Consider the following 19939-nt stretch of genomic DNA (forward strand, 5'->3'; position numbering starts at 1 on the left):
GACGGAGCCGCTCGGGTCAGCGGGTGCCGAGGGCGTCGGCGTCCTGCTGGAGGGTGCCGATCAGGTTCGCCACCGCGCGGGCCGTGTGGGTCAGCGTGGTGATGGAGACGTTGTCGATGTCGTCCTGGGGCGTGTGGTAGTTGTCGTCGCGGATCGAGAGCAGGCCCGTCGAGGCGATGCCCGCGTCCACGAACGGCGCGTAGTCCGAGCGGCCGTTGCTGCCCTCGGGCTGGTGCGCGTGGCCGTCGCGGTCGAGCTGTGCGCCGAGCAGGGACTCAGCACCGATCGACCCGCGCCGCACCCGGCGCCACTGCACGCCCCGCCGGACCGGGCCGGCCGTCGTCGTCCACAGGCCGTCCAGCGGGTCATGTATCCTTGTCCGCACGAACCGTATTGACCAGTGAAGACCTCGGCGGGCCCCTGTGCGCCACAGATCCGAGGCGGCGAGAGATGCGAAGGGGGTCACGCTCATGGGGCGCGGCCGTCAGAAGGCGAAGGCCACGAAGCAGGCACGGGAGATGAAGTACTTCTCTCCCGGAACAGACCTCTCGGCACTGGAGCGAGAGCTCACGGGCGGACGCACGCGCGGCCCGGAGCAGGACCAGGAGCCCGAGTACGAGGATCCGTACGCGGACCTCTACGCGGAGGACGAGGACGACGACGCGCGGGCGCGATGACGCCCGCACGGCATCCGGCCCTGGACGGGCATCAGGCCGCCCTGCGGTCGATCGCCAGGGTGGTGGATGAGACAGCACCGCTGCAGGACCCCGAGACGGCGTCTCGGGGTCTGCTGCGTCTGATGGAGGAGTCCCGCCCGCTCGTGATCACCGGGGCCGGCGTGTCCACGGACTCCGGCATCCCGGACTACCGGGGGCCGAACGGGTCCCTGCACCGCCACCGGCCGATGACGTACCAGGAGTTCCGGGACGACCCGGCCGCCCGCCACCGCTACTGGGCGCGCTCGTTCGTGGGCTGGCGTCGCATGGACCAGGCCCGGCCGAACGAGGCGCACCGCATCCTCGCGCGCTGGGCGGACGAGGGGCGCATCGCCGGCGTCCTGACCCAGAACGTGGACGGGCTGCACGCCGAGGCTGGACGCGCGGCGGGCATGGCGGAGGACCGGCTGATCGAGCTCCACGGGGACCTGGCGCGCGTGGCCTGCCTGAACTGCGGGGCCACCGAATCCCGCCGTGACCTGGACCTGCGGCTCGAGGCCGCCAATCCGGGTTACCTCGAGCGCGTGGCGATCGACCCGGACGCCGTGAACCCCGACGGGGACGTCTCCCTCGACCAGCACTGGGTGGATGAGTTCACGATGGTCGGCTGCCGGGTGTGCGGGTCCGTGAAGCTCAAGCCGGACGTCGTGTACTTCGGCGAGTCCGTGCCCGCGGCGCGACGCGCGGCCGCGGAGGCGATGGCCGACGACGGCGGCACGGTGCTCGCCGTCGGCACCTCGCTGGCCGTGATGAGCGGCTACCGGTTCGTGCTGCGGGCCGAGCGGGCCGGGCATGCGACGGGGCTGATCAACCTCGGCCCCACCCGCGCCGACCCCAAGGCCCGCTGGCGCTGGCGCGCCCCGGTCGCCGACGCGCTGGCCTGGCTCGACGCCCGCCTCTGACCCCCGCCGGCGTTTTCGTTCGGGAAACGGCGGGCGCCGGGGTGCTTTCGTTCGGGAAATGGCGGGCGCCGGGGGTGTGGACACCGGGTGGCCCGGGGCCACGCACGACTCCTGCACAGGTGGCGCCGCCGACGTCGTCGTCCACGGTGGGTGCTCCTGAGCGGGCGGGGTCGGCCGGGTTGAGCCATCGTCACGGGCATGGCCACGTCATCTCAGCCTTTGTCGGACATCGTCGAGACCGGCCGGCCGTTCACCCGTGGCGACCTGCGCGCGGCCGGGGTCTCGGAGCGACTGGTCCGCGGCGGTGATGTGCGGCGCGTGACGCATGGGGTCCATCGGCTCCGGTCTGACCACCTCGGCTCGTGGGCGGAGCTCGGCTACGCCGAGGCCCCCGCTCCCTTCGCGCCGGAGGAGACGGCCGCGATCGTGGAGGCGAGCGGGGGAGTGGCCTCCCACCTCACGGCGCTGCTCCTGCACCGCGTGCCGCTGCCGCCGTTCCTGGCGGAGGACGGCACGGTGCACGTGTCACGGCCGCACCCGCGCGGGGCGAGCGTCCGACCGGAGATCACCTCGCATGCCCGCCTCGTCCCGGCCGCGGACGTCACCGTCCTTCACGGGATCCGCCTGACGAGCCTGGAGCGATCCTGGGCGGATCTGGCCGCACTGCTCCGTCCAGGCATGCTCGAGCCCGTCGTGGTGGCCGGGGACGCCCTCGTCCACCGGCCCTGGTCGCCGGAGGGGCGCCGCTCACCACGGACCACGACGGCGGCCCTGCGGTCCGCGCTCCTGCGTGCCGGGCGGTTCAAGGGAGTGCGCACCGCCCGTGCCGCCCTCGAGCTGGTGCGGGTGGGCGCGGACTCCCCGCAGGAGACAGCCCTGCGACTGGCCCTGCTCCACGCCGGCCTGCCCGAGCCGGAGCTCCAGCTGGTGCTGCACCCGGGCCGGGCCCGGTCGCCGGACGCGGATCTGGGGTGGCGGCAGTGGCGCTTGCTGGTCCACTACGACGGCGGCCACCACCTCGACCCGGCGCAGCTCGCCGTGGACGCGTGGAGGGACGAGGGGTGGGCGCGCGCGGGCTGGACGCAGGTCTGGGCCACGGTGGACGACGCGCGGGACGACTTCCGGCGCGTCGTCGCCGAGGTGCAGGCGCACCGGGCCCGGCTCGGCGGGCGGATCTTCGCGTCGTGAACCGCCGTTTCCCAAACGAAAACGCTCCGGAGGCCGCCGTTTCCCGAACGAAAACGCCCCGTGGGGGTCAGGCGGCGTACTGGCCGCGCATCAGCACGGCGCCGCCGTCGACGCCCTTGGCGCCCTGCACGAAGTCCAGGCCTGCGGCCGCCGCGTCGTCGGTGAGGGCGCCGATGGTGCCCATCTCCCACGCGTCGATGCCGGCGTCCACGAGCACGGAGGTCGACTTCGCGGCCACCTCCGGGTCCACCACGGCCACCATGCCCACGCCGAGGTTGAGGGTGCGCTCGAGGTCGGACTGCGGGACGCGGCCGAGCTCGCCCACCAGACGGAACACGGGCGGCAGGGACCAGGTGTCGCGCTCGACGGTCGCCATGAGGCCCTGCGGGAGCACGCGCGCCAGGTTCGCGGCCAGGCCGCCGCCGGTCACGTGGCTGAACGCGCGCACCGGCAGGTCCGAGCCGCCGTCGTGGCCGTTGAGGCGCTGCACCAGGTCGAGGCAGGCGCGGGAGTAGATGCGGGTCGGCTCGAGCAGCTCCTCGCCGAGGGTGCGGCCGAGCTCGGTGACCTCGCGGTCGAGGGACCAGCCCGCGGTGTTCACCACGCGGCGCACGAGCGAGTAGCCGTTCGAGTGGATGCCGGAGGAGGCCATGCCGATCACGACGTCGCCGGACTGCACCCGCTCCGCGCCCAGGACCATGTCCGCCTCGACCACGCCGGTGGCCGCGCCCGCCACGTCGTACTCGTCCGCGGCCAGCAGGCCCGGGTGCTCGGCGGTCTCGCCGCCCACGAGCGCGGTGTCGGCCAGGCGGCAGCCCTCGGCCACGCCGCGCACGATGTCCGCGATGCGCTCGGGCACGACCCTGCCGCATGCGATGTAGTCGGTCATGAACAGGGGCTGGGCGCCGACCACCACGATGTCGTCCACGACCATGCCCACGAGGTCCTGGCCGATGGTGTCGTGCTTGTCCATCGCCTGCGCGATCGCCACCTTCGTGCCGACGCCGTCCGTGGACGTGGTCAGCAGCGGCTTGCGGTACTGCAGCAGCGCGGAGGCGTCCCACATGCCGGCGAAGCCGCCGATGCCGCCCATGACCTCGGGGGTGTGGGTGGCCTTCACGGCGTCCTTCATCAGCTCGACGGCGCGGTCGCCGGCCTCCACGTCGACGCCGGCCGAGGCGTAGGTGATCGGGGCGGCGGAGGAGGGGGTCTGGTTCGGGGTCACAGCGGGATCCTGTCCGTCTCGGTGAGCAGCTTCTCGTCGTCGGCGTCCGGGCCGGGCTCGCAGCCCGTGGCGGTCACGGTGGTGGTCTCGCCGTCCTCGTCCAGCATCACGGTGGACGCGGGCGACACGGCGACCGGCTCCAGCAGGCCCTTGCCGCGTTCGCCCTCGTCGGCCAGTGGGATCGGGTAGTCGCCGGTGAAGCAGGCGGTGCACAGGCGCTCGCGCGGCTGCCCGGTGGCCTCGATCATGCCCTCCTCGCTGATGTAGGCCAGCGAGTCGGCGCCGATGGACGCGGCGATCTGGTCCACCGCGGCGCCGTTGGCGATGAGTTCGGCGCGGGTGGCGAAGTCGATGCCGTAGAAGCAGGGCCACTTCACGGGAGGGGAGGAGATCTTCACGTGCACCTCGGCGGCGCCGGCCTCTCTGAGCATCCGCACGACGGCGCGCTGGGTGTTGCCGCGCACGATCGAGTCGTCCACCACCACGACGCGCTTGCCGGCCACCACGGTGGACTGGACGTTGAGCTTGAGGCGGATGCCGAGCTGGCGCAGCGTCTGGGACGGCTGGATGAAGGTGCGGCCCACGTAGGCGTTCTTCACGAAGCCCTGGCGGAACGGCAGGCCCGAGGCGTCCGCGTAGCCCACGGCGGCGGGCGTGCCGGACTCGGGCACGGGGATCACGACGTCGGCCTCGACCGGCTGCTCGAGCGCGAGGCGGCGGCCCATCTCCACGCGGGACTCGTACACGGAGCGCCCGGCGATCGTGGCGTCCGGCCGGGCGAGGTAGACGTACTCGAACACGCAGCCGGCCGGCTTCGACTCGGCGAAGCGGGTGGAGCGGATGCCCTCGTCGTCGATCGCGATCATCTCACCGGGCTCGACCTCCCGGATGAACGAGGCGCCGACGGTGGCAAGGGCCGACTGCTCGGAGGCCACCACCCAGCCGCGCTCGAGGCGGCCGAGCACGAGCGGGCGCACGCCCTGCGGGTCGCGGGCGGCGTAGAGGGTGCGCTCGTCCATGAACACGAAGCAGTAGGCGCCGCGGATCTTCGGCAGCAGCTCGAGGGCGGTCTCCTCGAGGCGGTGCCCGGGGGCGCCGTGCAACAGGGCCGTGACCAGGGCGGTGTCCGTGGTGTTGCCCTGCTTCATCTCACCGTGGGTGTGGCGGCCCTCCTCGGCGTGCACCATGCGCAGCAGCTCGGCGGAGTTCACGAGGTTGCCGTTGTGCGCCAGGGCGACCGTGCCGTCGTCGGCGGTGGCGCCCAGGGTGGGCTGGGCGTTGGCCCACTTGTTCACGCCGGTGGTGGAGTAGCGGCAGTGGCCGACGGCGATGTGGCCGCTCAGCGCGGTGAGCGTGGCCTCGTCGAACACCTGGGAGACCAGGCCGATGTCCTTGTAGACGGCGATGCGCCCGCCGTCCGAGACGGCGATGCCCGCGGACTCCTGGCCGCGGTGCTGGAGCGCGTAGAGGCCGTAATAGGCCAGCTTCGCGACCTCCTCGCCCGGCGCCCACACGCCGAACACGCCGCATTCGTCCTGCGGCCCCTGGTCCTGGGGGTCGAGGGCGGCGGTCAGGCGGCCGTCGCCTCGTCGGGTGCGCGGTGCGATCACTGCTCGGGGGTCCTTTCGGTGGGCGTGGTGCGGGCGGGCGGGGTGCCCGCGTCCACGCGGTCCAGGCGGACGTCCGCCATGGCCGGGTCGTCGGTGCGCTCGAGGACCACGGTGCGCGCGGTCGACCGGGAGCGGCGGTCCAGCAGCAGCCACACGACCAGTCCGAGCACGCCGGTGCCCAGCATGCTCAGCAGGGCCGCGAAGCCGAACGTCTCCGAGAAGGAGAGCGGGATGCCGGAGTACGGGTCCGCGGGCGGGGTGGGGGAGGCATGGACCGCGGTGGTGATCACGAGGGCGATCAGCAGGCCGAGCGCGAGCGCCACCGCAAGCACCGCGGTCAGCCGGGGGGCGCGACGGACGGTGTAGGCGCGCTGATCGGGGGTCGGCTCGGGGGCGGAGGTCATGCGCGCCAGTCTATCGAGTCGGCCGCTGGGGCCAGTCGCGCGTGCCCGCGGCGGGATCGGCACAGCGGCATACCGCGACGAAGAACGGTGCCGCCGTTCGAACGGTCGGTGCCGCCGAGAGGACTGCCGGACACCCCTCGCTCACGGCCGCACGAGCGGCAGGTGCGCGCCGAGGTCGGCCCGCACGCCCGAGGCGCGCACGCCCCCGGACGCCGTCGCATCCTCCCAGGTCGTCAGCCCCGTCGCCAGGGACAGCCATGTCACGGCGTCCATCTCCACGACGTTGGGCGGGGTGCCGCGTGTGTGCCGGGGCCCGGGGAGGCACTGGGCGACGCCGAAGGGCGGCACGCGCACCTCCACCGAGTTCCCGGGCACGCGGGTCGCGAGCTCCTCGAGCGCGAAGCGCACCGCCATGGCCCGCGTGGGGCGCGGCAGCGCGGCGGCCGCCGCGGGGTCCTCCGCGTGGGCGCGCGCCCACGACAGCAGCGCCGCATGACCCTCGACGACGGGCACCCGGCGGCGGGGCACGGAACCGGTGGTCACGCCCGCGCCTCGAAGGCCGGCAGGACGTCCCCCACGAGGTCCCGCACCGGCGCGGCCAGGCGGATCTCGCCGACCGGCTCCCCCCGACCGAGCACCGGGGGCACGACGGCGGCCAGCACGTCCGGCAGCGTCGCCCGGTCCACGTGGTCCGGGGCGAACCGGGCCAGCAGCGCGAGCGCGACCAGGTCGCCGGCCCGCGTGCCGCCGTCGAGCGCCTTGACGGCCACGGCCGTGCCGTCCGGCGCGGCCATGACGAGCACGCCGTCCGCGCCCGCCTTGGCGAGCAGGCCGAGCTCGCGCATCACCACGGTGTTGGAGCTCGTCTCCCCGTGGACGGCCCACGGGTGCTCGAGCATCGCCGTGGCGACGGCGGCCGCGTGCGGGTCCGCGTCGGCGCGGCCGGGCGCCGCGGCGACCCGCCCGATGCCGCGGGCCAGGCCCGCCAGCGAGACGACGGCGGCGGGGGCGCCGCAGCCGTCCACACCGGTGTGGGCCACCGGCTCGCCGCAGTACTCGGCGATCACCGCGTCCACCTCGCGCTGCAGCGGGTGCGCCGGGTCGAGGTACGTGGCGACGTCGTGCCCGGACGCCGCGCACGCCGCGAGGAAGCCGGCGTGCTTGCCGGAGCAGTTGAAGGCCAGCGGGGTGGCGGCGGCCTCGCCGTCGCGGCGGACCTGGGCGACCACCTCGGAGGTGTCCGCGGGCCAGGCCGGCGGGCACCGCAGGGCGGACGCGTCGAGGCCGGCGTCCGCGAGCATGCGCTCGGCCAGCGCCTGGTGCCGGAGCGTGCCCCGGTGCGAGCCGCACGCGATGGACAGGGCCTCACCCTCCAGCGCCGCCCCGTGGCGCAGCGACGCGACGGCCTGGAACGGCTTCAGCGTGGAGCGCGGGTAGATCAGCGCGTCCGCGGGGCCGAGCCCGGCCAGCACCCGCCCGTCGGGGCCGGTCACGACGGCGGCGCCCGCCGTCCGGGACTCGACGAAGCCGTTGCGGACGGTCTCCACGAGCTCGACGGCGTCGGACAGGGCGAAGGTCTCACCCGCGGGGGCGACGGTGGCGTGGGTCATGCCGTCCAGGGTAGCGAGGACCCCGGACGCGCCGGGCGTCCGGGGCCGGCGCGGTCTTGTCATCGGGGGTCGCGGGGGCTGGTCGCGTGGAGGGTGAGAGGAGGCGACGGTAGCCTCGCCCTATGGCTCTCACCCCTCCCGGCGTCGTGTTCGAGTCGCGCACCATCACACAGATTTCGGGCGCATTCACGATCCCGGCCTATCAGCGCGGCTACCGGTGGACGGAGGTCGAAGTGAACCAACTCCTGTTCGACGTCAGCGGTTTCGACGGGCCGGCCTACTACCTCCAGCCCATCGTCGTCCGACGGAGTGAGGACGATCGTTTCGAGGTCGTCGACGGTCAGCAACGGCTGACGACGCTCTTCCTTCTGCTGCAGCACATCGCCCGGAAGTTCCTCCCCGCGGCGGACGACGTGCCCTACACCCTCTCCTATGAGACACGTCCCGGGAGCGCAGAGTTCCTTCGGGACCCTGCGCTGACAGAGGCAGGCCGGAACATCGACTTCTTCCACATGGCTCGGGCCGAGCAGGCGATCAGGAAATGGTTCGAGAACCGGCCGAACCCGTTGCTCAGCGCCATCGACGTCTATCAGCGTCTGGGCGAGCGGGTGAAGGTGATCTGGTACGAGATCCCCCCAGAAGAGGACGCCCTGGAGCTCTTCCGTCGACTCAACATGGGTCGGATACCGCTGACCAGTGCGGAGCTCGTGAAGGCGGCGGTCCTGACCGGGCTCCGGGGAATGGACGAGACGACGGCGTCTTCCCCAGCCGGCGGTCGGGCGGCGGTGGCGGCTCGACAGTGGGACGCGATCGAAGTTGATCTCCGGGACCCAGCGCGCTGGGCCTTCGTGAGCGGTGGGCGTCCGACCCAGGCGGCGCACCTCGAATTGCTGCTGGACGCAATGGCAGTCATGGACAGTGCCGTGACCGACGATGCGGACCCGGTGACCGCCCGGTTCACGACGTTCGAGCGATTGCGGCACCGCATCGCGGCGACACCTGACGGATTCTGGGATGAGGTCCTGGATCTTCACAGTCGAGTTGTCGACTGGTTCGAGGACCGCGACTTCTACCACCAGATCGGGTTCCTGACGACGACGGGAACCTCCCTCGCCGAGCTGGTCGCGACCATGGCGGGACGCCCTCGATCTGAGGTGCGACGCCTCGTCGAGGCGATGATCAGGCAACGCATCGGTGTGACGACGGACGGGCTGGCGGATCTCAAATACGGCGGTAGGGGCACCTCGGTGGAGCGGGTGCTGTTGCTCTTCAACATCGAGACCGTGCGGCGTGCGGCGGACGAGACGGCGCGTTACCCGTTCGCCGCCCATGCCAGGACGGCCTGGTCGGTGGAGCACATCGACGCGCAGAACGCCGAGGGGCTGGTCCGACAGGAACAGTGGCGCCAATGGCTTCTCGAGCACGCCGATGAAGTCGCGCGTCGTCGAGACGAGTTGGGCCACGCGGCCGCCGCCAGGCTGGTGGAAGACATCGGTGTCGCTCTGGACAGCGCGGAACTCCGCAGACGCGAGTTCGAACAGCTGGAGGACCGAGTGGTGGAGCTCTTGGGCGCGACCGACGTCCACACGCTCGAGAACCTCGCACTGCTCAGCCAGTCCGCGAACAGCGCCTTGAGCAATGCGCTCTTCGGCGTCAAGCGCCATCGCCTGCTCACCCTCGAGCGGGAAGGCGCGTTCATCCCGCCCGCGACTCGGAACGTCTTCCTGAAGGCGTACAGCTCTGACGCGAGGCCCCACCTGTGGGGTCCGAACGACCGCCAAGAGTACCTCGCGACCATCCGGACCACGTTGCGCCCGTATCTCGCGGAGGAGGCCTCATGACCCATCCCGCCACCGCGCCCCTGAGCTACCTGGCCCTCTTCGACGCTGTCACCGATGGGGGTGCCGGCCTCCGGGCCGTCGTCATCCCTCAGATCCAGCGCGACTACGCGCAGGGGCGGCGGGACCCCGTGGCGACACGGATCCGTCAGGACTTCCTCGATTCGGTCTGTGGTGCAGCGACCGGTCTGACGGGCCCCGTCTCGCTGGATTTCGTCTACGGCTCGGTCCGTGACGGCGTCCTGTCCCCTCTTGACGGTCAACAACGGCTGACGGCCCTGTTCCTCCTGCACTGGGTGGCGGCCGTCCGCGCCGGCGAATTGACACAGGAGTCTGCGTGGGCGGACTTCGGCTATGACACCCGCGACTCGGCTCGCATGTTCACTCATCGAATCGCCCGGCACGGAGCCGACCTCGAATGGGGAGGGGGCCCGGGACTTCGACAGTGGATCGAGGACCAGCCCTGGCATCTCCATGCCTGGCGTCACGACGCCACCGTCCAGTCGATGCTCGTGGTCCTCGAGGAGATCGAGGCCCGGCTGCTGGGGCTGCCTGCCGCGGACGTCTGGCGACGCCTGGCACGGCGGGACTCTCCCGCTGTCTCGTTCCGGCTCCTCCAGATCGGGAGAGAAGGGGACGCGGGCCATGAACTCGGCGATCTGCAGGGCGACGAGTTGTACATCAAGATGAACTCACGGGGGAAGCCGCTCACGGAGTTCGAGAACGTCAAGGCCGTCCTTCAACGAATGCTCGAGCCGTCCGGTCGGGCCGGGGAGTTCGCCGACAAGTCCGATGGGGCCTGGAGCGACCTCCTGTGGGTCTACCGGGGCGACGACGAGCTGATCGACGACGAGTTCGTCCGGCTCCTCGAGTTCGTCCATGACATCTGCCGTTGGCGCGATGCCGTGAGCGGCTACCCGACGGGCCGCGAGACCGCCGCCGTCGGCACACGGCTGGACGACCGCCTGCGTCAGGTCCTGGTCGACAGTCCTGATGCGGAACGGCACCGTGAGTACCTCTTCCACCTCTTCGACACCTGGTCGGATGAGGACCCCGGTTCCTTCTTCAGGCGGATGTTCACGACATCGGACGACGTCGACGACCGCGTCAGACTCTTCGTGACAGACGGCGACGAGGACCTCTTCCACACGGTCTGTCGCCGCTATCGAAGCTGGGAGACCCGAGCCCGAGGTGATCGGGCGGTGTCCATCGCGGACACGCTCATGCTCCACGCAGTCCTCGTACACCGGGGGGAGAAGACCGGGTCATTCCCGGACCGCATACGAGTCCTACGGAACCTGCTGGGCCAGCGAGAGAACCGTGCCGAGGAGTTCCCTCAGCTCCTCCGAGAGGTGGAGGAGTTCGTCCGCTCCGGCGACCTGTCCGAAGCCACGATGCTCGGATGGGATGCGGACCGGCAGGACGAGCTGGCGAAACGGCGTCTGCTCAGGGAGTGCCCTCACATCGAGCCGACCGTGGTGCGGCTTGAGAACCATCCGCTCCTCCGTGGCTCACTTACGGCGTTCGACCTGGACCCGAGCACCCTTCCGCGGCGTGCCGAGGCGTTCATTCGATGCTTCGATCCCGATGCCGTCGAAGAATTCCACGGTGCTCTCTTGGCCGTCGGCTTCGAGACGATGGACCTGTGGCGCCGCGGATCACGCCGTCGAGGCGGGACCTCCGCTCAGGGGCGGGCCGCAGTGTGGCGCGAACTGTTCCAATATGCATCGCGGGACGACACTGCGAACCTGCGTGAGGCCATGGGGGAGGTCCTCGACGAGATCGACGCGGCCAACGGCGACGATATCGGGAAGAGACTCATGTCCGTTGCCGAGGCGAGGTGGGAGCGGGCTGTGGCCGACGGCCGACTGCGACTCCATGACTATCTGGCGCGCTATCCCGCGATGCGAAGGGGCGAGTCCGGCCTGTTCGAGCTCGAGGACGGCAGCGAGTATCAGGTCTGCGCCCTGAGGCGTACTCAGCTCAACAGCAACTATCGCGACGCATACCTCAGCGCTGCGCTGGCCTCGGTCCCGGACTGGCCCTTCCCGGAGGGTGAACCGTGGTTCACAGGCTATGCGTCGGGCCCCAGGTGGCTGGAGGTTCCCGGAGCCGGCCGAATCCGGGTCCGGGACGCGGGGCTCCAGATTGATTTGGACGAGCCGTCCCGGCTCAGGCCGGAGTCCGTCGTCCAGCTCCAGCGGCCGCTCACCAGACGAGGGGAGAACCCCGCCCCGGACGAGGGAGCCCTGGGTGTCCCTGTGCCCTTCCAGGTCCTGCCAGGAGGTCGAGTCGTGGACTCGGTGGACCGCGTCGCCCTCATCGTCGACGTGATCTCCCGCCTCTCGGCCATGGGCGGTGACTGACAGGATTCTCCTTCACCGGCTCACTCCGCGGAGAGCCGCCCGTCCACCATGGTCAGGGTGCGGTCCGTGGCGGAGAGGAACTCGTGGTCGTGCGTGACCATGAGCGTCGCCACCTGCTCCTCGCGGGTCAGCGTGCCCAGCAGGTCTACGACGGCGGCCGAGCGCTCACGGTCCAGCGCGGAGGTGGGCTCGTCCACGAGCAGCAGCGTCGGGGAGACCATGAGCGCGCGCACGATGTTCACGCGCTGCCGCTGGCCGCCCGAGAGCTGGTGCGGGCGCTTGCCGGCCTGGTCGGCCAGATCCACACGCTCGAGCAGCTCCAGGGCCCGGGCCTTGGCGGCCCTGCGGTCGGCGCGGGTGGCGTCGCGGTCCAGGTGCACGGTCAGCTCGAGCTGCTCGGCCGCGGTGAGGGACGGGATGAGGTTCGGCTGCTGGAAGATCATGCCGATCTCCTGGCCGCGCAGCGCGGTGCGCTCCTTCCGGGACAGCCCGGCCATCTCGCGACCGGCCACGGACACGCTGCCGGAGGTGGGCGTCACGAGGCCCGCGGCCACCGCCAGCAGGGAGGACTTGCCCGAGCCGGACGGGCCGACCATCGCGGTGAACGTGCCGGGGAGCAGGTCCAGGCTCACCTCGTCCAGGGCGCGCAGCACGCCGCGCTCGCCGTCCGGGTACTCCAGCACGAGGTCGCGCACGGACAGCGCGGGGGTGGCGTCGGCCGCGGCGGCGGGGCGCTCGCCGGCGACGCGGTGGGCGGCCGCGGCGGCCGGGGTGCGGAGGGCGTCGAGGTCGGCCTGCGGGGCGGTGAGGGTGGTCATGGGGAGGTCCTTTCTCCAGGCGGGGGCGAGGCGGAGCCGAGGGGGACGACGGCGCCGGGCGGCGCCGTCGTCGGGGCGGTCAGTTGCCGCCGAGGGCGACCAGCGGGTCGATCCGGGTGACGCGGTAGACCGCGACGACGGCGGCGAGCATGCCGAGCACGAGGACCCCGGCGGCGGGCACCGCGGTGGTGGCCCACGAGAGCTCGAACGGGACGGCCCGCCCCGCGAACGCGCCGACCACGGCGGCCAGCCCGGTGCCCACGGCCACGCCGCCGACGAGCACGAACGCGGCCTGCGCGAGCGAGTCCTTCAGCACCCAGCCGTTCGAGCCGCCGAGGGCCTTGAGCACCGCGATGTCGCGGGTGCGCTGCACCGTCCAGATGGACAGGAACGCGATCACCACGAGCGCCGAGATGCCGTACAGGAAGCCCTGCATGGTCATCAGGGAGCCGTTCTCGGACCGGTAGCTGGGCAGGGCGGCGTAGGAGCCCTTCACGGTCTCCGCGACGGTGCCCGCGGCGTCGTCGCCGGCGGCGGCCACGGCGTCGACGTCGGCGCCCGCGTCGAAGCGCACGAGGCCGGCGGTGCCGAGCACCGCGTCGTCGGCGGTGTGCGAGATGGCGTTCCAGTCCTCGAGCGCCAGCCACGTCACGGGGGAGTGGGAGTAGTACTCGGTCGGCACGACGTCGGCCACGGTGTAGACGAAGCCGGAGACCGCGACGGCGTCACCCGCCTGGGCGTGGAGGGAGTCGGCCACGTCCTGGCTGAGCACGATCTGCCCGGGCTCGACGCCGGCCGGCGCGTCGGAGCCGCCCGGGGTGAGACCGATGAACGCGGTGGTGGCCACGCCGGTGGTGGGCTCGCCGGACACGTCCGCGCGGCCCTGCGGGTCCGTGTCCACGGGGTGCTCGAGGCCGATGGCCCGGCCCTGGCTCACACCGAGCGGCTCGACGGAGGCCACGCCGTCCGTGGCCGCCCACGCGTCGCGCTGGGCCACGGTGAACTCGGACTGGGTGAACGACGCGGTGGGCTCCTGGCCCGCCGCACCGCCGAAGACCAGACGCTGCACGCCCTGCTCGCCGAGGCGGTCGATCGCGGCCGTGTTCTGCCCGCCCAGGCCGGCCGTGAGGCCGGAGAGCATGACGAGCAGCAGGCTGATGAGGGCCACCACGGAGCCCATGAGGGCGAACCGTCCGGTGGCGAAGCGGAGGTCGCGGAGTGCGAGGAACACGGGGCGCGTCCTTTCCTGACGAGGTCTGTCCTGAGGTTGCCTCCACGGTCTCGCGCGGGGAGGGGCCGCCACATCGCCCGCGGCGGCTGGACCCGGTCAACCGAATGGTTGATCCCGGCGGCGCAGCGGCGCGGCCCCGGGGCCGCGGGCCGTTGTCGCGTCCGGGGCGCGCCCTAGGGTGGAGCCATGTCCGCCGCCCCCCGCGCCGCCGCGCCCACCGAGACCGGCACCACCGCCGTGCTCGCCGGCCTGCGCGTGGCCCTGCACGTCACGTTCGCCGCGCTGCTCACCGTGGGGCTGGCGCGCGCGCTCGCGGACCGGTCCCCGGACGCGTCCGGTCCGTTCCCGGCCACCACCCTGGTGCTGCTGACCGCCGCGCTGGCAGGCGTCTACCTGGCCGGGACCGTGCTGGAGCGGCGCCGGTGGGCCCGGGGCGACGACGTCGACCGCGGCCCGGCGGTCGCCTGGCTGGCCCTGGTGCTGCTGCTGTGGGGCCTGCTCGTGGCCCACCACGGCGACTTCGCGTGGGTCGCCTTCCCCCTCTTCTTCGTCGTCCTGCACGTGGTCGACCGGGTGGCCCGGCAGGCGTGGGTGCGCCACGTGGTCGGGCCCGCGCTGGTGGTGGCGATGGCCGTCGTCGTGGTGGCCGGGATGGCGGCGGGCGCCGGCGGCGTGCGGGTGCCGGCCGTCATCGGTCCGCTGGTGGGCGCCGCCGTGGCCGTGGTGCTCTTCGGGGCGTACCGCGCCCTGCACGCCGAGTCCGAGCGCCAGCGTGCCGTGGCCGAGCAGCTGCGCGCCGCGCAGGCCGAGCTCGCGCGCACGGAGCACCGGGCGGGGGTGAGCGCCGAGCGCGAGCGACTCGCCCGCGAGATCCACGACACCCTCACCCAGGGGCTGGCCTCGATCGTGCTGGTCTCGCGCGCGGCCCAGGACGCGCTCGACGCCGCCGACCCCGCCCTCGCCCGGCAGCGCATGGAGACCGTACGCGCCACGGCCGCCGAGAACCTCGCCGAGTCCCGCCGCTTCGTCCGCGACCTGCGCGGCACCGGGGCACCGTCCCTCATCGAGGCGCTCGAACGCGCGGTCGCCGGGTTCGCCGACCGGCAGGCCGCCGCCGGGACGCCCGTGGCTGCGGACGTCGAGGTCGTGGGGGAGCCGGTCGCGGTCGCCGAGGCCGTGGAGACCGCGGTGCTGCGAGCCGTGCAGGCCTCCCTGGCGAACGTGGGCGCGCACGCGGGCGCTCGGCGCGCCCGGGTCACGCTGGGCTACCTCGGTGATGAGCTGACGGTGGACGTGGCCGACGACGGCGCGGGGTTCGACCCGGCCGTCGTCGCGGCCCGCCCCCGGGCCGGAGCCGCCGGTGCCGACCCGGGGGCGGGGACCGGCGTGGGGCTGGCGAGCGTGCGCGAGCGTCTCGCTGCGGTGGGCGGCGAGGCCACCGTCGAGTCGGCCCCCGGCGAGGGCACCGTGGTGGCGCTGCGGGTGCCGCTGGCCGCCGCCGGGGCCGGCCGGAGCGCTGATCCCGAGCAGACCGAGAGCGAGGAGACCGCATGAGCGTGCGCGTGATGCTGGTGGACGACCACCCCGTGGTGCGGGCGGGGGTGCGGGCCGTCGTCGAGGCACACCCGGACCTGAGCGTGGTGGCCGAGGCCGCCGACGGGGCGGAGGCGATCGGCGTCCTGGAGGCGGGCGAGCCCGCGGTGGACGTCGTGCTGATGGACCTGCAGATGGGTGCGGGCATGGACGGCGTGACCGCCACCCGCGCGGTGCGGGAGCGGTGGCCGGGGGTGCAGGTGCTGATCCTGACGACCTTCGACACCGAGGCGGACATCCTGGCGGCCGTGAACGCGGGCGCCGCCGGCTACCTGCTCAAGGACGCCCCGAGCGAGGAGATCGCCTCGGCGGTGCGGCAGGCGGCGGCGGGACGCAAGGCGCTGGCCCCGCAGGTCGCGGCCACGCTGATGGGGCGCATGTCCGGCGGCTCCGAGGTGCTGTCCGAGCGGGAGATCCAGCTGCTCGAGCTGATCGCGCGGGGCGCCACGAACAAGGTGGCCGCGAAGGAGCTGTTCATCTCCGAGGCCACCGTGAAGACGCACCTGGTGCACATCTTCCAGAAGCTCGGCGTGGACAACCGCACCCGCGCCGTCGACGAGGCCCGGCGACGGCGCATCATCCGCTGACGGACAGGCCGGGGCGGCCGACCCTGGAGGGCCCAGCCCCGCTCAGCGGCGCCGCACGTACCGGGTGATCACCGCCGCGGCGACGGCCGCCAGCGCCAGCACGCCGAGCGCGGCGGGCAGGCTGAGGTCGCCGCGCTGGACGCCGAACCCCCGCAGCGTCCAGAAGACGATTAGGGCGCACGTGAACATCACGCCGACGAACGTCCAGACCGACCGCAGCCCGGGTCCCAGCCCCGCACCGGGCCGGTGGCGGGGATCACGGGGGTCACCGTCGTCGCCGGGCTGACCGTGGTGGAGGGGAGGCATCGTCATGCGCTCCACCGTAGGGGCCACGGGCCGGGCCGGGCCAGGGCCACCGCGTAGGCTTGAGGCTCGTGAAGACCCTTGTGCTCGGCAACGGCGGCCGCGAACACGCGCTGCTCACCGCCCTCTCCCGTGATCCGCAGGTCGGCGCCCTCCACGCGGCGCCCGGCAACGCCGGCATGGCCGACCTGGCCACCCTCCACGCCGTCGAGGCCACCGACCCGGCCGCCGTCGTGGAGCTCGCGCGCGAGCTGGGGGCCGACCTCGTCGTCGTCGGTCCCGAGGCCCCGCTGGCCGCCGGCGTCTCCGACGCCCTGCGCGAGGCCGGGTTCGCCGTGTTCGGCCCCTCGCAGGCCGCCGCGCAGCTCGAGGCGTCCAAGGCCTTCGCCAAGGAGGTCATGGCCGCCGCGGGCGTGCCCACCGCCGGCTCCCGCGTGTGCACCACCGCCGCGGAGGCCGCCGCCGCCCTCGACGAGTTCGGCGCCCCCCACGTCGTCAAGGACGACGGCCTGGCCGCGGGCAAGGGCGTCGTGGTCACCTCCGACCGCGCCGAGGCCCTCGCCCACGCCGAGGCCTGCTTCGCCGTCGGCGGCACCGTGGTGGTCGAGGACTTCCTGGACGGTCCCGAGGTCTCCCTCTTCGTGATCTGCGACGGCGAGGACGCCGTCGCCCTCACCCCCGCGCAGGACTTCAAGCGCATCCACGACGGCGACGCCGGCCCCAACACCGGCGGCATGGGCGCGTACACGCCGCTGCCGTGGCTGCCCGAGGGCTTCACGGACGAGGTCATGGACCGCGTGGCCCGCCCCGTGCTCGCCGAGATGGCCCGCCGCGGCACCCCGTTCACGGGCGTCCTGTTCTGCGGCCTGGCCGTGACCGCCAAGGGCGTGGAGGTCATCGAGTTCAACGTGCGCTTCGGCGACCCCGAGACCCAGGCCGTGCTCGCCCGCCTCGAGACGCCCCTGGGCGGGCTGCTCGCCGACGCCGCGGCCGGCCGGCTCGGCGCGGACCGCCGGCTCGAGTGGAGCGACGACGTCGCCGTGGACGTGGTCATGGCCTCGGCCGGCTACCCGGCCTCCTCCTCGCGGGGCGACGTGATCACCGGGCTGGCCGACGCGGCCGCCCTCGAGGGCGTGCACGTGATCCACGCCGGCACCGCGGCGCAGGGCGAGGACGTGGTGACGGCGGGCGGCCGGGTGCTGGCCGTCGTCGGGCGCGGGGCGGACCTGGCGCAGGCGCGGCAGCGGGCCTACGCGGGCGTCGAGCGGATCCGGTTCGACGGCGCCCAGTGGCGCACGGACATCGGACTCAAGGCCGAGCGCGGCGAGATCACCGTGCCCGGGACGGAGGGAGCGAAGTGAGCGGGGAGCGCGTGGGGTTCACGGGGGCCGAGGCCCTCGAGCTGCCGGGCTGGCGGCACGTCTACTCGGGCAAGGTGCGGGACCTGTACGAGCCCGCCGACGCCGAGCCGGGACGGTCCGCGACGCTGCTCGTGGTGGCCTCCGACCGGATCAGCGCCTACGACCACGTGCTGGAGCCGCCGATCCCGGACAAGGGCGCCATCCTCACCCGGCTGACCCTGTGGTGGTTCGAGAAGCTGGCCGAGGGCTACAACGGGGCCCACGCCGAGCCGGTCGAGCACCACGTGGTGAGCACGGACGTGCCCGCGGCCGTGGCCGGGCGGGCGATGATCGTCAAGCGCCTGGACATGTTCCCCGTGGAGTGCATCGCCCGCGGCTACCTGACCGGCTCCGGCCTGGCCGAGTACCGCGCGTCGGGCACGGTGGCCGGCCTGCCGCTGCCCGCCGGGCTCGTGGACGGCTCGCGGGTCGACCCGCCGATCTTCACGCCGTCCGCGAAGGCCGAGGTCGGCGAGCACGACGAGAACATCACGTTCGAGCAGATGGTCGAGCGCGTAGGCACCGAGGCCGCCGAGCGCCTGCGGTTCCTCACCCTGGACCTGTACGCCCGCGCCGAGGCGATCGCCCGCGAGGCCGGCATCATCCTGGCGGACACGAAGGTCGAGTTCGGTGTGGACCCGGCCACCGGCCAGGTGGTGCTGGGCGACGAGGTCCTCACCCCGGACTCCTCCCGGTTCTGGGACGCCGAGGACTACGAGCCCGGCCGCCCCCAGGCGAGCTTCGACAAGCAGTTCGTCCGCGACTGGCTCACGGGCCCCGACTCCGGCTGGGACAAGACCAGCGGGGAGGCCCCGCCGGAGCTGCCCGCCGACGTCGTGGCCAAGACCCGCGACCGCTACGTGGAGGCGTACGAGCGACTGACGGGCCGCCCCTTCGACGCCTGACCCGGACTTTCGAACGTGGGATAGGCCCTCTGTCACGTTCGAAAGTCCACATTCGCCCGATTTCACGTTCGAAAGTCCGGGGTGGGGCGGGGTGGGGCGGGTCCTGCACAGGTGTTCGGCCCCGCACAGGAGGGGGCCGGACGCCCGCCCACGACGACGGCGCCCGCATCCTGGCCGCATGCCCCGCCGCCCCGCACCCCTTCCGCCGGCCCTCGCCGGCCGCGTCTTCACCCGGCGCGAAGCCCTGGACCGCCTCTCCTCCGACCGGCTGCGCAGCCTCGACCTGCGCCAGGTCACCCACGGGGCACACCGCGCGGTCGTCGACGTGCCGGGGTCGTGGGGCGCGCTCGGATACCCCCGCCCCGTGGCGGCCCTGCCGCCGGAGGAGGCCGCCGTCGTGGTGGCTCTGACCCGTGGGGTCACCTCGCATCTGACGGCGGCGCGGCTGCACGGGCTCATCCTGCCGTGGTGGGCCGAGGAGGACATGCGGGTGCACGTGAGCCGGCCGCACCGCACGGGTCGGACAGGGCGCGCGGGCGTCGCCTGCCACGGACGCACGGTGCCGGCCGAGGACCGCGTGGAGGTGCACGGGGTCCCGGTCACCTCGCTCGAGCGGACGTGGGTGGACCTCTGCTCCCTGCTGCGGCCGGATCAGGTGGCGGACGCCGTCGTCGCGGGGGACGCGCTGGTGAACCGTCCGTGGGCCGACGGGACCCGACTCCCGCCGCGCACGACGGCGTCGCGGCTCTCCGCGGCGCTGGAGCGGGCGGGCCGGTTCAAGGGCGTGCGGGTGGCCCGGGCTGCGCTGGCGCTGATCCGGGTGGGGGCGGACTCGCCTCCGGAGACGCGGCTGCGGCTGGCGCTCCTCGACGCCGGGCTCCCCGAGCCGCGCCTCCAGGCGCAGCTGGTCTCACCGGCAGGGGAGCGGACCGACGCGGACATGGTGGTCGAACGGTCCCGCGTGGCCCTCCACTACGACGGCGGCCACCACCGCACGCCGGAGCAGCAGCGACGCGACGCACGGCGGGACCGTCTCTGGCAGGAGGCCGGCCACCTGTCCATCACGGTGATGGGCGCCGACCTGGCCGAGGACTTCCGAACCGTGGTGGCCGCCGTCGTCCGCCACGACCGGGCCGTGCGGGCGGCCTCCACCTCCGGCCCCGCCCCGCAGAACTTTCGAACGTGAAATCGGGCGAATGGGCACTTTCGAACGTGGGATAGGCCCTCTCTCACGTTCGAAAGC

Annotated in this window: 19 protein-coding genes; 10 read left to right on the plus strand and 9 right to left on the minus strand. The window is 73.3% G+C overall.

Annotation, left to right across the window (positions count from 1 at the left end):
* Positions 1 to 16 precede the first annotated feature (16 nt).
* Positions 17 to 385, minus strand: a complete 369-nt coding sequence (locus tag ABIB16_RS04155; RefSeq protein ID WP_230259731.1) for a M28 family peptidase — start codon at positions 383 to 385, stop codon at positions 17 to 19.
* Between the two features lie 85 nt (positions 386 to 470).
* Here ABIB16_RS04155 and ABIB16_RS04160 point away from each other — a divergent pair, with 85 nt between their 5' ends.
* The 3 genes from ABIB16_RS04160 to ABIB16_RS04170 all read left to right on the plus strand — a co-directional run bounded on the left by ABIB16_RS04160 (position 471) and on the right by ABIB16_RS04170 (position 2806).
* Positions 471 to 677 carry a DUF3073 domain-containing protein gene (locus ABIB16_RS04160; RefSeq protein ID WP_036314242.1) on the plus strand — a complete coding sequence of 69 codons (207 nt, stop codon included), beginning with the start codon at positions 471 to 473 and terminating at the stop codon, positions 675 to 677.
* A complete protein-coding gene (locus tag ABIB16_RS04165) occupies positions 674 to 1618 on the plus strand; it encodes a Sir2 family NAD-dependent protein deacetylase (protein ID WP_036382232.1) in 945 nt (314 codons plus the stop codon). The genes ABIB16_RS04160 and ABIB16_RS04165 overlap by 4 nt, the downstream gene beginning before the upstream one ends.
* Positions 1619 to 1816: 198 nt before the next feature.
* On the plus strand, positions 1817 to 2806 hold the full coding sequence (locus ABIB16_RS04170) for a hypothetical protein (protein ID WP_041103965.1): 990 nt from the start codon (positions 1817 to 1819) through the stop codon (positions 2804 to 2806).
* 67 nt (positions 2807 to 2873) lie between these two features.
* Here the strand turns inward: ABIB16_RS04170 and purM are convergent, their stop codons facing one another.
* The 5 genes from purM to ABIB16_RS04195 all read right to left on the minus strand — a co-directional run bounded on the left by purM (position 2874) and on the right by ABIB16_RS04195 (position 7655).
* A complete protein-coding gene (gene purM, locus ABIB16_RS04175; RefSeq protein WP_036382236.1) occupies positions 2874 to 4031 on the minus strand; it encodes a phosphoribosylformylglycinamidine cyclo-ligase in 1158 nt (385 codons plus the stop codon).
* Positions 4028 to 5641, minus strand: a complete 1614-nt coding sequence (gene purF, locus ABIB16_RS04180; RefSeq protein ID WP_036382238.1) for an amidophosphoribosyltransferase — start codon at positions 5639 to 5641, stop codon at positions 4028 to 4030. Before purF ends, purM begins: the two co-directional genes overlap by 4 nt.
* Entirely contained in the window at positions 5638 to 6045 is a 408-nt protein-coding gene (locus ABIB16_RS04185; protein ID WP_036382241.1) for a hypothetical protein, read from the minus strand. The genes purF and ABIB16_RS04185 overlap by 4 nt, the downstream gene beginning before the upstream one ends.
* Before the next feature lie 141 nt (positions 6046 to 6186).
* The gene (locus ABIB16_RS04190) at positions 6187 to 6588 is read right to left on the minus strand and encodes a sterol carrier family protein (protein ID WP_041103967.1); all 402 of its coding nucleotides are present in this window, start codon (positions 6586 to 6588) and stop codon (positions 6187 to 6189) included.
* Positions 6585 to 7655, minus strand: coding sequence for an asparaginase (locus tag ABIB16_RS04195; RefSeq protein ID WP_182488331.1), 1071 nt, complete (start codon positions 7653 to 7655; stop codon positions 6585 to 6587). The genes ABIB16_RS04190 and ABIB16_RS04195 overlap by 4 nt, the downstream gene beginning before the upstream one ends.
* A 122-nt stretch (positions 7656 to 7777) precedes the next feature.
* Here ABIB16_RS04195 and ABIB16_RS04200 point away from each other — a divergent pair, with 122 nt between their 5' ends.
* Together ABIB16_RS04200 and ABIB16_RS04205 are read left to right on the plus strand one after the other, a co-directional pair.
* A complete protein-coding gene (locus ABIB16_RS04200) occupies positions 7778 to 9496 on the plus strand; it encodes a DUF262 domain-containing protein (RefSeq protein WP_182488332.1) in 1719 nt (572 codons plus the stop codon).
* Positions 9493 to 11859, plus strand: a complete 2367-nt coding sequence (locus ABIB16_RS04205; protein WP_182488333.1) for a DUF262 domain-containing protein — start codon at positions 9493 to 9495, stop codon at positions 11857 to 11859. The genes ABIB16_RS04200 and ABIB16_RS04205 overlap by 4 nt, the downstream gene beginning before the upstream one ends.
* A gap of 20 nt (positions 11860 to 11879) precedes the next feature.
* On the opposite strand, the gene ABIB16_RS04210 is transcribed toward ABIB16_RS04205, so the two are convergent.
* Both ABIB16_RS04210 and ABIB16_RS04215 read right to left on the minus strand, forming a co-directional pair.
* Complete coding sequence (locus ABIB16_RS04210; RefSeq protein ID WP_354436066.1) at positions 11880 to 12677, minus strand: ABC transporter ATP-binding protein; 798 nt, start codon at positions 12675 to 12677, stop codon at positions 11880 to 11882.
* Positions 12678 to 12756: 79 nt separating this feature from the next.
* The gene (locus ABIB16_RS04215; RefSeq protein ID WP_354403152.1) at positions 12757 to 13908 is read right to left on the minus strand and encodes an ABC transporter permease; all 1152 of its coding nucleotides are present in this window, start codon (positions 13906 to 13908) and stop codon (positions 12757 to 12759) included.
* A gap of 186 nt (positions 13909 to 14094) precedes the next feature.
* Here ABIB16_RS04215 and ABIB16_RS04220 point away from each other — a divergent pair, with 186 nt between their 5' ends.
* Positions 14095 to 15462: a sensor histidine kinase gene (locus ABIB16_RS04220; protein WP_354436067.1), complete on the plus strand. Its 1368-nt coding sequence runs from the start codon at positions 14095 to 14097 to the stop codon at positions 15460 to 15462.
* Positions 15459 to 16088, plus strand: coding sequence for a response regulator (locus ABIB16_RS04225; RefSeq protein ID WP_020624423.1), 630 nt, complete (start codon positions 15459 to 15461; stop codon positions 16086 to 16088). Before ABIB16_RS04220 ends, ABIB16_RS04225 begins: the two co-directional genes overlap by 4 nt.
* A gap of 42 nt (positions 16089 to 16130) precedes the next feature.
* Here ABIB16_RS04225 and ABIB16_RS04230 read toward each other — a convergent pair whose 3' ends face one another.
* Positions 16131 to 16400, minus strand: coding sequence for a hypothetical protein (locus ABIB16_RS04230; protein WP_095353865.1), 270 nt, complete (start codon positions 16398 to 16400; stop codon positions 16131 to 16133).
* Between the two features lie 62 nt (positions 16401 to 16462).
* Here ABIB16_RS04230 and purD point away from each other — a divergent pair, with 62 nt between their 5' ends.
* The 3 genes from purD (at position 16463) to ABIB16_RS04245 (ending at position 19882) form a co-directional block, all read left to right on the plus strand.
* A complete protein-coding gene (gene purD / locus ABIB16_RS04235) occupies positions 16463 to 17752 on the plus strand; it encodes a phosphoribosylamine--glycine ligase (protein ID WP_095353863.1) in 1290 nt (429 codons plus the stop codon).
* Positions 17749 to 18696 carry a phosphoribosylaminoimidazolesuccinocarboxamide synthase gene (locus tag ABIB16_RS04240; RefSeq protein WP_095353862.1) on the plus strand — a complete coding sequence of 316 codons (948 nt, stop codon included), beginning with the start codon at positions 17749 to 17751 and terminating at the stop codon, positions 18694 to 18696. Before purD ends, ABIB16_RS04240 begins: the two co-directional genes overlap by 4 nt.
* A gap of 178 nt (positions 18697 to 18874) precedes the next feature.
* The gene (locus ABIB16_RS04245) at positions 18875 to 19882 is read left to right on the plus strand and encodes a hypothetical protein (protein WP_095353861.1); all 1008 of its coding nucleotides are present in this window, start codon (positions 18875 to 18877) and stop codon (positions 19880 to 19882) included.
* Positions 19883 to 19939 lie beyond the last annotated feature (57 nt).

Origin of the sequence: Micrococcus sp. UYEF5, from assembly GCF_040546065.1 — a bacterium.
GTDB lineage: Bacteria > Actinomycetota > Actinomycetes > Actinomycetales > Micrococcaceae > Micrococcus > Micrococcus luteus.

Coding starts and splice junctions, on each gene's coding strand:
- ABIB16_RS04160 (WP_036314242.1), top strand. CDS start 471: ATGGGGCGCGGCCGTCAGAAGGCGAAGGCCACGAAGCAGGCACGGGAG.
- ABIB16_RS04165 (WP_036382232.1), top strand. CDS start 674: ATGACGCCCGCACGGCATCCGGCCCTGGACGGGCATCAGGCCGCCCTG.
- ABIB16_RS04170 (WP_041103965.1), top strand. CDS start 1,817: ATGGCCACGTCATCTCAGCCTTTGTCGGACATCGTCGAGACCGGCCGG.
- ABIB16_RS04185 (WP_036382241.1), bottom strand. CDS start 6,045: ATGACCTCCGCCCCCGAGCCGACCCCCGATCAGCGCGCCTACACCGTC.
- ABIB16_RS04195 (WP_182488331.1), bottom strand. CDS start 7,655: ATGACCCACGCCACCGTCGCCCCCGCGGGTGAGACCTTCGCCCTGTCC.
- ABIB16_RS04200 (WP_182488332.1), top strand. CDS start 7,778: ATGGCTCTCACCCCTCCCGGCGTCGTGTTCGAGTCGCGCACCATCACA.
- ABIB16_RS04205 (WP_182488333.1), top strand. CDS start 9,493: ATGACCCATCCCGCCACCGCGCCCCTGAGCTACCTGGCCCTCTTCGAC.
- ABIB16_RS04210 (WP_354436066.1), bottom strand. CDS start 12,677: ATGACCACCCTCACCGCCCCGCAGGCCGACCTCGACGCCCTCCGCACC.
- ABIB16_RS04220 (WP_354436067.1), top strand. CDS start 14,095: ATGTCCGCCGCCCCCCGCGCCGCCGCGCCCACCGAGACCGGCACCACC.
- ABIB16_RS04225 (WP_020624423.1), top strand. CDS start 15,459: ATGAGCGTGCGCGTGATGCTGGTGGACGACCACCCCGTGGTGCGGGCG.
- ABIB16_RS04230 (WP_095353865.1), bottom strand. CDS start 16,400: ATGACGATGCCTCCCCTCCACCACGGTCAGCCCGGCGACGACGGTGAC.
- ABIB16_RS04245 (WP_095353861.1), top strand. CDS start 18,875: ATGCCCCGCCGCCCCGCACCCCTTCCGCCGGCCCTCGCCGGCCGCGTC.